The sequence below is a fragment of the Cereibacter johrii genome (genome assembly GCF_001720585.1).
Lineage (GTDB): Bacteria > Pseudomonadota > Alphaproteobacteria > Rhodobacterales > Rhodobacteraceae > Cereibacter_A > Cereibacter_A johrii.
This window is the reverse complement of sequence record NZ_MABH01000133.1, coordinates 60,820-72,179: the sequence shown is the minus strand read 5'-3', so window position 1 is coordinate 72,179 and position 11,360 is coordinate 60,820. Positions and strand designations below refer to the sequence as shown.

Here is an 11,360-nt window from a genome sequence, read left to right as displayed (position 1 = left end):
CCGGGGCGAGGTCCGCGCGCCGCAGCCTCGCGGCGTGAGAGGCGCCCTTCGGGGAGGGGCCGCGGGAGAGACGAGGGCCGCCGCGGGATCGGGGCAGCCTCGCGCCTGCTCAGCCGAGCAGGCCCGAGCCGCGGATGCCGTCGATCACGAACTGCACCGAGAGGGCCGCGAGCAGCATGCCGAGCAGCCGGGTGATCACGAGCGTGCCGATCCGGCCCAGAAGCCGCTCGAGCGGGCCCGCGACGAGGAACAGAAGGAAGGCCGAGGCCACCGTCACCAGCATCACCAGATGGACGGCCAGAACGCCGGTCCAGTCCTCGGCCGATCCCACGAGCAGGATCATCGAGGCGATGGCGCCCGGGCCCGCGATGAGCGGGATGGCGAGCGGGAAGACCGACGGATCGTGGTCGTGCTCGGCCGCCGTCTGGCCCTCGCGGCGCTGGGTGCGGCGCTCGAACAGCATGTCGAGCGCGGTGAGGAACAGAAGGATCCCGCCCGCGATGCGGAAGGCGGACATCGAGATGCCGATGAAGCCCAGCACCGCCTCGCCGAGAAGGCCGAAGGTGGTGAGGATGCCCACCGCCACGAAGCAGGCCCGAAGGCCGATCGCCCGGCGCTCCTCGCGCGTCATGCCGGGCGTCAGCGCGATGAAGAGCGGCACCAGCCCCAGCGGATCCACCACCACGAAGAGCGTGGCGAAGGCGGTGATGAGGAAGCTCGTCTCGATCATGGGTCAGCCCGCCGCCTCGAGCCGCTCCTGCGCGGTGAGCCACAGCGCCTCGGCCCGGTCGAGTCCCTCCATCACCTCGGCATATTTCTTCTGCCAGACCTCCATCTCGCTCAGCCGCTCGGGCTCGTAGAGCGCGGGATCGGCGAGCTTCGCGGCGAGCTTGTCGCGCATCTCGTTCAGCTTCCCGAGCCGGTCCTCGCAGCGGCGGACCTCGGCGCGAAGCGCGAGCTTTTCCTCGCGGCTCGCGGCCTTCGGCGCGGGCTTCTCGGCCTTCTTCTCGGGCGGCGGCTCGTCGCCCGCCAGAAGCTGGCGGCGATAGGCCTCGAGATCCTCGGTGAAGGGGGCCACGGCGCCGCCCTTCACCAGCCAGAGCCGGTCGGCCACGAGGCCCAGCAGGTGCATGTCGTGGCTGACGAGGACCACGGCGCCGGAATATTCGGTGAGCGCCTCGACCAGCGCCTCGCGGCTTTCCATGTCGAGGTGGTTGGTGGGCTCGTCGAGGATCAGGAGGTGCGGCGCGTCGATGGTGGCGAGGAGCAGCGATAGCCGCGCCTTCTGGCCGCCCGACAGCCGGCCCACGGCGGTCTCGGCCTGATCGGCCATCAGCCCGAAGCCCGCGAGCCGGGCGCGCAGCCGCGGCTGGCCCTCGTCGGGGCGCAGCCGCATCACATGCTGGAGCGGCGTTTCCTCGACATGCAGCTCGTCCACCTGATGCTGGGCGAAATAGCCGATGCGCAGCTTCGAGGAGCTGACCATCCGCCCCTCCTGCGCCGCGAGCTTGCCCGCGAGCAGCTTGGACAGGGTGGACTTGCCTTCGCCGTTGCGGCCGAGCAGCGCAATCCGGTCGTCCTGGTCGATCCGCAGGCTCAGGCGGCGGAGCACGGGCGGGCCGTCATAGCCGACCGAAACGCCCTCCATCGTGATGATGGGCGGCGACAGTTCCTCGGGTTTGGGGAAGGTGAAGCCCTGCCGCTTCGCCTCTTCGGGCGGCGTGATCGGCGTCATCTTCTCGAGCATCTTCACCCGGCTCTGGGCCTGCACCGCCTTCGAGGCCTTGGCCTTGAACCGGTCGACGAAGCTCTGCAGGTGGGCGCGGCGGGCCTCCTGCTTCTTGGCTTCGGCGGCCTGGACGGCGCGTTTCTCGGCCATCTGGCGGGCGAACTGGTCGTAGGGGCCGGTCCAGTAGGTCAGCTTCTTCTGGTCGAGATGCAGGATGCCCTGCACCGCGCGGTTCAGGAGCCCGCGGTCGTGCGAGATGATGAGCACAGTATGCGGATATTTCTGCAGGTAGCTCTCGAGCCAGAGCGCGCCTTCGAGGTCGAGGTAGTTCGTGGGCTCGTCGAGCAGGAGCAGGTCCGGCTGGGCGAACAGGACGCCCGCCAGCGCCACGCGCATCCGCCAGCCGCCCGAGAAGTCGGAGCAGGGGCGAAGCTGCGCCTCGGCGTCAAAGCCCAGCCCCTTCAGGATCGCCGAGGCGCGGCCCTCGGCCGACCAGGCGTCGATATCGGCCAGACGATGCTGGATCTCGGCGATCCGGTGCGGATCGGTGGCGGTCTCGGCCTCCTCCATCAGCGCGGCGCGCTCGGTGTCGGCGGCCAGCACCGTGTCGAGCAGCGAGGTCGACGAGGAGGGCACCTCCTGCGCCACGCCCCCGATGCGCGAGCGGGCGGGCAGGGCGATCTCGCCCCCTTCCAGCGCGAGCTCGCCCCGGATCAGCCGGAAGAGCGTGGTCTTGCCGGTGCCGTTGCGGCCGACGAGGCCGACCTTGTGGCCGGTGGGAATCGTGGCGGAGGCGCCCTGAAAGAGCGGCCGTCCCTCGACCGAGTAGGAGATGTCCGAAATGCGCAGCATGGGCAGGGTGATGGACCGCCCCGCTCGGGCTGTCAACGCCGCGGGGCCGCCCCTTTGCCCCTTTTGTCGCGAAGGCGCCCATGGTAAGGCCCGCGCCCAGAGTTACACCCTTCCGAGGAGAGCCTTCATGGCCATCGAACGCACCCTGTCGATCATCAAGCCCGATGCCACCCGCCGCAACCTGACCGGCAAGATCAACGCCAAGTTCGAGGAAGCGGGCCTGCGCATCGTGGCGCAGAAGCGCATTCACCTGTCGCTGGCCCAGGCGCAGAAGTTCTACGGCGTCCACAAGGACCGCCCCTTCTTCGGCGAACTGACCGAATTCATGGCCTCCGAGCCGGTGGTCGTGCAGGTGCTGGAAGGCGAAGGCGCCATCGCGAAGAACCGCGAAGTGATGGGCGCGACCAACCCGGCCAATGCCGATGCCGGCACGATCCGCAAGGAATTCGCGCTGTCGGTCGGCGAGAACTCGGTCCACGGCTCCGATGCGCCGGAGACCGCGGCCGAAGAGATCGCCTTCTTCTTCTCGGGTCTCGAACTCGTCGGCTGAGGCCTGCGGCGGGCGCGGGAGGCTCGACCCCCGCGCCTCCGCCCGGAGACTTCCACGCATGAAAAAGGCCGGGCTCGTCCCGGCCTTATTCATCGGGAGGGAGATCCGCGCCGTTATCCGCTTGAGCTGCCCGGTAGGTCGGCCTTTGCGCCTCGCCTGGGGCTATTCGGGACCGGACGTCCTACCGACAAAGAAAAAGGCCGGCGCAGGCGCCGGCCCCTTTTCTTCCGCCTGGGGTCGCTCAGATCGAGGCCCAGTCGTTGAACACCGGACGCGCCGGATCGGGCCGGCGGACGGTTTCGGCGCCACCCATCTGCGGCGACGCGGGCGTGCTGCCCTGCTGCGGCTGGACGGGTGAGGCTTCCTGAGTCATTGTTCTGCTCCGATTGTCGTTCAGGTTACTGAGTTACAACGCTGTGCCCCGGCCGGCGGTTCATCGCCCTCCCGCGGGCCGATGGCGTCAACATGACACATTCACTCTCATCTATGCCTGGGCTCCGAGTCGGACAAGGCCATTGTATGCGAGCGAATACTGTAGTTGAGCAAAGTTGCGCCGCTTTGGCCACGTCCTGCCACAGTTCTGTCGCAAAAGGCGAAATCCTGAAACAAGCGGTGATGGCCCGACACGCAGGGGGCGAGTCGGGCGGGTGGCAGACAACGTGCAGAGAATCCTCGCGCACGGCATCGTGAAGCGGCGGGCCGCATACGGAATGCCGGAATTGTGAGGCGTATCCGGTGGCACATCGGGCCGAAAGGACAGCGAGCGCGGGCCCGTGCCGGAGCGCGGGCTGACGGGACGGCGGCGCCCGCGAGAGCCTTCTCCGGCTGCAACGGACGGCGCCGGTTCTTGCGGAGGGTCTCCGCGCCTTGCGGCTCAGGCGCGCCCGAGGGGCCGGGGAGCGGCCCCTCTGTTGTCACCCGTAGTGCAGGTCAGCGCACGACCTGCGCCGGGAAACCGATGGTCTCCAGCGCGGAGAGCAGCGTCCGCTCGGAGACGGGGCCTTCGACTTCGGCGGTGCGGGCCTCGGCATCGAAGCGGATGCCCTCGAAACCCGGAAGCGGTGCGAGAGCGCCCTCGATCGAGGCGCGGCAATGGCCGCAGGACATGTCGGGGATGGACAGCTTGGTCATGAATGTCTCCTTTTCCGGCAGAAGAAGGCGTTCCACCGGGGCAAGGTCAAGCGCCCTTCACCCCTCGACAGGAAAATTCCGGCGCAGCCCGGATGGCCCTTGACCTTCCAGTTGTGGGAAGCCCCATCTTGGGTGGCAAGGAGACTGCCATGACCGATCACCAGCCGATCCGCACGGACCTGCGGAGCCTGCGTCTGCACCCGGAAGGGATGAGCTGCGCCTCGTGCGTGGCGCGAACCGAGCGTGTGCTCGCCGCGGTGCCGGGCGTGACCGAGGCGCGGGTGAGCCTTGGGGACGAGAGCGCGGACATCCGCTATGCCGATCCTGCCACGCCGGAGGCTCTGGCCGAGGCGCTGGCGCGCGCGGGTTACCCGGCACGGCGGGAACGGCTCACCCTCTCGGTCGAGGGGATGAGCTGCGCCTCCTGCACGGGCCGGGTCGAACGGGTGCTGAAGGCACAGCCGGGGGTGATCGAGGCCACGGCGAACCTCGCGAGCCGCCGCGCCCAGGTGACGCTCTGGGAGGGCGCGGCCACCGCCGCCGGCCTCGCGCAGGCCGTCACAAGGGCGGGATTTGCGGCATCCCCCCTGACGGCCGATACTCCGGACCGCCGCGCCGAGGAGATGGGGACGCTCAGGCGCGATGCCATTGTCGCCGCGCTGCTGGCGATCCCGGTGTTCCTCGTCGAGATGGGCGGCCATCTCGTGCCCGCCTTCCACCACTGGGTCGCGGGCACCATCGGCACGCAGACCTTGTGGATCGCGCAGTTCCTGCTCACGAGCCTCGTGCTGGCAGGGCCCGGGCGACGCTTCTACGCCAAGGGTGTGCCGGCGCTCCTGCGCGGGGCGCCCGACATGAACAGCCTCGTGGCCGTCGGCACCTTCGCGGCCTGGGCCTATTCGACGGTCGCGACCTTCGCGCCGGGCCTTCTGCCTGCAACCGCCCGCGCGGTCTATTTCGAGGCCGCGGCGGTGATCGTCGTGCTGATCCTGCTCGGCCGGCTCATGGAGGCGCGCGCGCGCGGGCAGGCGGGGGCCGCCATCGCGGGGCTCCTGCGTCTCCAGCCGAAGACGGCGCGGGTCAGCCGCGACGGCACCGAGATCGAGGTGCCGATCGAGAGCATCGGGCCCGGCGCGATCCTTCTCATCCGTCCGGGCGAGCGCATTCCTCTCGACGGGGTGGTGGTGGCGGGCGAGAGCGCGGTCGACGAGAGCATGTTGACCGGCGAGGCGCTGCCGGTGGCCAAGGCCGCGGGGGCCGATGTCACCGGAGGCACGGTGAACGGCACCGGGTCCCTCACCATGCGGGCGACGCGGGTCGGCGCCGATACGGTGCTGGCGCGGATCGTGGCCATGGTCGGGGAGGCGCAGGGCGCCAAGCTGCCGGTGCAGGCGCTGGTCGACCGGATCACGCTGCGCTTCGTGCCCGTGGTGATGGGCGTGGCGGCGCTCACGGTGCTCGTCTGGCTCCTGTTCGGGCCGGGCCTCGGCGATGCGCTGGTCGCGGGCGTCTCGGTCCTCATCATCGCCTGCCCCTGCGCGATGGGGCTGGCGACTCCGGTCTCGATCATGGTGGGAACCGGCCGGGCCGCCGAGCTGGGCGTGCTCTTCCGCAAGGGCGAGGCGCTGCAGCGGCTGTCCGAGATCGAGCGGGTCGGGTTCGACAAGACCGGCACGCTCACCGAAGGCCGGCCGCAGGTGACGGACGTCCTTCCCGGCGAGGGGATGGCCCGCGAGGAGCTTCTGGCGCTGGCCGCGGCCGTCGAGGCCCGGTCGGAACATCCGCTGGCGGGCGCGATCCGGCGCGCGGCCGAGGGTCTCGCGCCGCTCGAGGCCGAAGGCTTCTCGTCCCGTCCCGGACATGGCGCCGAGGCGCGCGTCGCGGGCCGGCGCGTGCGGGTGGGCAGCCTCCGGATGATGGAGGGGCTGGATCCCGGCCCGCTCGGGCCCGAGGCGGCGCGGCTCGAGGCCGAAGGGCGGACGCCGGTCTGGCTCGCCCTCGAGGACCGGATCGCGGGCCTGATCGGCGTGGCCGACCGGGTGAAGCCCACGGCGCGGGCGGCAGTCGAGGCGCTCGGGCGGATGGGCCTGCCCGCCGTGATGGTCACGGGAGATGCGCCGGGCGTGGCGCGCGCCATCGGACAGGAGCTCGGGATCTCGGACATTCACGCAGGCGTCCTGCCCGGCGGCAAGGTCGAGGAGGTGACGGCCATGGGCCGGGCGGCCTTCGTGGGCGACGGGATCAACGATGCGCCGGCGCTTGCCGCGGCCGAGGTGGGCATCGCCATCGGCACGGGCACCGACGTGGCCATCGAGGCCGCGGATGTGGTGCTCATGTCGGGCGATCCGGTGGGCGTGGCCACGGCGGTGGCGCTGAGCCGCCGGACGATGCGCAACATCCGCCAGAACCTCGCCTGGGCCTTCGGCTACAATGTGGCGCTGATCCCGGTGGCCGCCGGGGTGCTGGTGCCCTTCGGCGGGCCGCAGCTGTCGCCGATGCTCGCGGCGGGCGCGATGGCCTTCTCGTCGGTCTTCGTGCTGACGAACGCGCTGCGCCTGCGCCGCGCGCCCGCGGTGGAGGCTGGGGCGTGACGCGGTCTGCGGCCGGCGCGCACGGATGATCGGGCCGCGCAGCGGTGAGCCGCCGCGCGGGACCGGGAGAGCGGGCAGCGGCCCGCTGGACGCAGGAGAAGGGGGCAGGAGGCGGCGGTGCCGATCCTGTGCCGGAAGAGGGAACGGAGGGACCCCGCATGAACATCAAGGAAGCGGGATCACGGTCGGGACTGCCGGCCAAAACGATCCGCTATTACGAGGAGATCGGCCTCGTTCGGCCGATGCGCGACGCGAACGGCTACCGCCGGTTCCGCGAGGACGATCTGCACAAGCTGGCCTTTCTCGGGCGGGCGCGCTCGCTCGGCTTCTCGATCGAGGAATGCCGCACGCTGCTCGCGCTCTGGGAGGACCGCAGCCGGGCCAGTGCCGACGTGAAGCGGCTGGCCGAGCGGCATCTTGCGCAGATTGCGGGGAAGATCGCGGAACTGCAGGCGATGCAGACGACGCTGGCGCATCTTGTGTCCGCCTGCAGCGGCGACGACCGGCCGGACTGCCCGATCCTCGAGGGGCTCTCGGCAGGCCCCGTCTGCTGCGCCGCGGATCAGGACTAGCGGCGGCTGCGCGGGCCTCACGCCGTCAGGCGACCTTCAGCAGGTCCTCGAGCTCGGTGTTTTCCTGCACCATGTCGCGCAGCGAGAGCTTGTCGAGCGTGCCGTAGAAGGCCGCGAGCGCGTCGTTCAGCGCGCATTTCAGCCGGCAGGAGGGCGTCAGCGGGCACTTGTTCTCCTTCTTCGAGAAGCACTCGGTGAAGGGGAGGTTCGATTCGAAGGTGCGGAAGACATCGCCTACCACGATCTTCTCTGCCGGGCGGCCGAGGGCGAGGCCGCCGCAGCGCCCGCGCACGGTGCGCAGGAACCCCTTCTGCGCCAACCCGTGAATGACCTGAGCCAGATGGTTCTCCGAGGCATTGCAGGCGACCGCCACCTCGGCCTTGCGCACCACGCGTCCCTCGTTGATCGCGCAGAACATGAGCGTCCTCATCGCGAGATTGGTGCGGGTGGTCAGTCGCATCGCCTGCTGCCTTTCGCCTTTGCTGTCGCGAATCCCTGCAGTCGCAGGGTTCCGGCGCGGACATGATCCCGGACGGCAGCCTTCGAGGGGAGAGGAAAAGTCGTATCCGGCACAAGCAATTTGTCGCAGCCCCTTGTGGCTGCGCCCCATTTCCGGGCCCGAGCGCCGGGTATGCCCATTCCTGCGCCGGCAGGTGTCACCCTTTTGCAACCCCCGCGCGATCTCCGCGCGTCAAGATGGGAAACCCTATCCGAATGTCGCAGTTGATGTGAGCACTTGCCCATCGGACGATCAAGCGTCACCTTGCGAAGACCTGTGCAGCGTGCCGGCGGAACCAGAACCCGGGCGCTCATCCTGATGTGCCGGAGGCTGTGAGCCCCGCCGAAAGGGCGCGGATCGCTTGTGTGGCCTCCTGCCGATGCCGGACCACTGCGCTTGACCCAAGCGCAGGGGCACGGCAAACCACGTCGAACCCCGCCGTCCGGCACCCCGGACAGCTTTGCTACGGACCATGCCCGTGAACGATCAGAGCCTGACCCCGAACGTCCTCAAGACCGACGTGATGCGCCACCTCACCTTCACGCTGGGCAAGGATGCTCCGCACGCGAGCCTCTATGACTGGCGGATGGCGCTGTCCTACGCGATCCGCGACCGGATCATGGAGCCGTGGTTCGCCTCGACCCGCCGCACCTGGGATGAGGATCGCAAGCGCGTCTACTATCTGTCGATGGAATTCCTGATCGGCCGCATCCTCGAGGATGCCACGATCAACCTCGGCCTGCATGAGATGGCCGAGCGGACGATGGCCGAGCTCGGTCAGGATTTCAAGGCGATCGTGGGCGACGAGCCCGACGCGGCGCTCGGCAACGGCGGCCTCGGGCGGCTGGCGGCCTGCTTCATGGAATCGATGGCCACGCTCGGCTGCCCGGCCTACGGCTACGGCATCCGCTACGAGCACGGTCTCTTCCGGCAGCGGTTCGAGGGCGGCCAGCAGGTCGAGACGCCCGAGGACTGGCTGAGCCAGCGCAACCCGTGGGAGTTCGACCGGCCCGAGGCCACCTACATCGTGGGCTTCAAGGGCCATGTCGAGACACGCGACGGCCGCGAGGTCTGGGTGCCGGCGGAGACCGTGAAGGCCTCCGCGCACGACACGCCCGTGGTGGGCTGGCAGGGCCGCTGGGCCAACACGCTGCGGCTCTGGGGGGCCGAGCCCACGACGCTCTTCGATCTGGAGCGCTTCAATCGCGGCGACTATACGGCCGCGGCCGAGCCCGAGACGCTCGCGCGCACGCTCTCGCGCGTGCTCTACCCCGACGACACGACCTATCAGGGCAAGGAACTGCGGCTGAAGCAGGAATTCTTCCTGACCTCGGCCGCGCTGCAGGACATCCTGCGCCGCTTCAAGAGCGGGCATGGCGACCTGCGGGCGCTGTCGCGGCATGTGGCGATCCAGATGAACGACACGCATCCGGCCATCGCAGGCCCGGAACTCATCCGGCTTCTCGTGGACGAGCATGGGCTGACCTTCGACGAGGCGCTGCCCGTTGCGCAGGAATGTCTGGGCTACACCAACCACACGCTCCTGCCCGAGGCGCTGGAACGGTGGGCGACCTTCACCTTCGGAAACGTGCTGCCGCGCCATATGCAGATCGTGGAGCGGATCGACGGGTGGCACCGCCGGACCTTCCCGGCGCGCCCGCATTATGTGGGCATCGTGAAGCACCATGAGGTGCGGATGGGCGAGCTGGCCTTCATCATGTCTCACAAGGTGAACGGCGTCTCCGCGCTGCATACCGACCTCGTGAAGGCCAACCTCTTCCCCGAACTGGACCGGCTGCATCCCGAGAAGATCGTGAACCAGACCAACGGCGTCACGCCGCGGCGCTGGCTGAAGATGGCGAACCCGCCGCTCGCCCGGCTGATCGGCGAGACGATCGGCGAGGGTTGGGAGGACGATCTCGACCGGCTGAAGGGGCTCGAGCCGCATGTGACGGATCAGGGCTTCCTCGGCGCCTTCGACGTGGCCAAGCGGCAGAACAAGGTGACGCTGTCGAACTGGCTCGGCGCGGACTGCGGGGTGAAGGTGAGCCCGGATGCGCTCTTCGACGTGCAGGTCAAGCGGATCCACGAATACAAGCGCCAGCTTCTGAACATCCTCGAGACGGTTGCGCGGTGGCAGGCGATCCGGGCCAATCCCGATGCGGGCTGGGTGCCGCGGGTGAAGATCTTCGGCGGCAAGTCCGCGCCGGGTTATGCCGTGGCCAAGGAGATCATCCATCTCATCAACGACGTGGCCGCGGTCGTCAACGCGGACCCGGTGGTGGGCGACCTGCTGAAGGTGGTCTATCCCGCCAACTACAATGTCTCGATGGCCGAGCGGCTGGTGCCGGCGGCGGATCTGTCCGAACAGATCTCGACGGCGGGCAAGGAGGCCTCGGGCACCGGCAACATGAAGTTCATGATGAACGGCGCGCCCACCATCGGCACGCTCGACGGCGCCAATGTCGAGATCCTGCAGGAGGTCGGCCGCGAGAACTTCTTCCTGTTCGGCCTGACGGCCGAAGAGGTGATGAAGCGCCGCGAGGATCCCGACCACGCGCGCAAGGCCATCGAGGCCAGCCAGATCATGCAGAACGTGCTGCAGGCCATCGCCGAGGGCCAGTTCAGCCCGGGGCAGGCCGACCGCTACCACGGGCTCGTGCACCGTGTCTGGCACCATGACTATTTCCTGGTCGCCTCCGACTTCGATGCCTACCTCGCCGCGCAGGCCGAGGTGGATGCGGCCTACAAGGACCGTGCGCGCTGGCTGACCATGGCCGCGCTCAACACGGCGCGGTCGGGCTTCTTCTCGTCGGACCGCACGATCCGCGGCTACATGAAGGATATCTGGGGGGTGGAGTCGGCCCTGCAGGACTAGCCCGGGGGCACGCCCCCCGGTGCCGAAGTCGCCATGACGCTTCGGCACGGGCATCGGAAAGGGGCGCAGGGCGCGTCCGTCGGCTCCATCAGCCGGAGGCGAGCGCCTGTCGCAGGTGGGCCACGTCCACCTCGGACGGGGCGCCGCGCACCGATGACCCCTCGACAGGTTCGAGGCCCTCGGGCCAGCTTCTGCGGTGGCGCTTCCTCCGCCGAGCTGCATCTCCAGCATGTGGCAAGTTCGCCGACGCGCGTGATGGCCGGCGGGCGGCGCGACATCGGAGCGCCGATCCCGCTCTGCAAGGCCCATCTCGGCAGTCGGAGGCGGGCGAGGGCATGTCATCCTGCCCCCGGCTTGCGCCCGATCCCGTGGATCCTGCGGGCGACAGGGGGCTTCGTTCATCCCGACTTGATGTCCTTTCCGAACGGACCTCCGGCCTGACGGTCGGCCTGCACGGTCGAGGCCCTCCGAGGATGGCTGCGCCGGCAGGAGCTCCACCCCGTCGAATGGTGGATACGCCTCGGCCTTTCGGGGGTCGGGAGGGGCGGGAAGTACGCC

General features: G+C 69.4%; 9 protein-coding genes. 4 read left to right on the top strand and 5 right to left on the bottom strand.

The window, feature by feature from the left end:
- Positions 1-109 precede the first annotated feature (109 nt).
- Both A9O63_RS10825 and A9O63_RS10820 read right to left on the bottom strand, forming a co-directional pair.
- Positions 110-730 carry a MarC family protein gene (locus tag A9O63_RS10825; RefSeq protein ID WP_069331943.1) on the bottom strand — a complete coding sequence of 207 codons (621 nt, stop codon included), beginning with the start codon at positions 728-730 and terminating at the stop codon, positions 110-112.
- Positions 731-733: 3 nt separating this feature from the next.
- On the bottom strand, positions 734-2,581 hold the full coding sequence (locus tag A9O63_RS10820) for an ABC-F family ATP-binding cassette domain-containing protein (RefSeq protein WP_069331942.1): 1,848 nt from the start codon (positions 2,579-2,581) through the stop codon (positions 734-736).
- 127 nt (positions 2,582-2,708) lie between these two features.
- Between A9O63_RS10820 and ndk the strand changes: the two genes are divergently transcribed.
- The gene (ndk, locus tag A9O63_RS10815; RefSeq protein ID WP_002720049.1) at positions 2,709-3,131 is read left to right on the top strand and encodes a nucleoside-diphosphate kinase; all 423 of its coding nucleotides are present in this window, start codon (positions 2,709-2,711) and stop codon (positions 3,129-3,131) included.
- A 241-nt stretch (positions 3,132-3,372) separates the two neighbouring features.
- Here the strand turns inward: ndk and A9O63_RS23540 are convergent, their stop codons facing one another.
- Together A9O63_RS23540 and A9O63_RS10810 are read right to left on the bottom strand one after the other, a co-directional pair.
- Positions 3,373-3,504, bottom strand: a complete 132-nt coding sequence (locus A9O63_RS23540) for a hypothetical protein (protein WP_009562085.1) — start codon at positions 3,502-3,504, stop codon at positions 3,373-3,375.
- Positions 3,505-4,061: 557 nt separating this feature from the next.
- A complete protein-coding gene (locus A9O63_RS10810; RefSeq protein ID WP_069331941.1) occupies positions 4,062-4,262 on the bottom strand; it encodes a heavy-metal-associated domain-containing protein in 201 nt (66 codons plus the stop codon).
- 149 nt (positions 4,263-4,411) lie between these two features.
- Between A9O63_RS10810 and A9O63_RS10805 the strand changes: the two genes are divergently transcribed.
- Both A9O63_RS10805 and cueR read left to right on the top strand, forming a co-directional pair.
- Complete coding sequence (locus tag A9O63_RS10805) at positions 4,412-6,853, top strand: heavy metal translocating P-type ATPase (RefSeq protein WP_069331940.1); 2,442 nt, start codon at positions 4,412-4,414, stop codon at positions 6,851-6,853.
- 158 nt (positions 6,854-7,011) lie between these two features.
- Positions 7,012-7,425 carry a Cu(I)-responsive transcriptional regulator gene (gene cueR / locus A9O63_RS10800; protein ID WP_069331939.1) on the top strand — a complete coding sequence of 138 codons (414 nt, stop codon included), beginning with the start codon at positions 7,012-7,014 and terminating at the stop codon, positions 7,423-7,425.
- Positions 7,426-7,450: 25 nt separating this feature from the next.
- Here cueR and A9O63_RS10795 read toward each other — a convergent pair whose 3' ends face one another.
- Positions 7,451-7,885, bottom strand: coding sequence for an Rrf2 family transcriptional regulator (locus tag A9O63_RS10795; RefSeq protein ID WP_069331938.1), 435 nt, complete (start codon positions 7,883-7,885; stop codon positions 7,451-7,453).
- Positions 7,886-8,396: 511 nt separating this feature from the next.
- Here A9O63_RS10795 and A9O63_RS10790 point away from each other — a divergent pair.
- On the top strand, positions 8,397-10,802 hold the full coding sequence (locus A9O63_RS10790) for a glycogen/starch/alpha-glucan phosphorylase (RefSeq protein WP_069331937.1): 2,406 nt from the start codon (positions 8,397-8,399) through the stop codon (positions 10,800-10,802).
- The last annotated feature ends 558 nt before the right edge of the window (positions 10,803-11,360 follow it).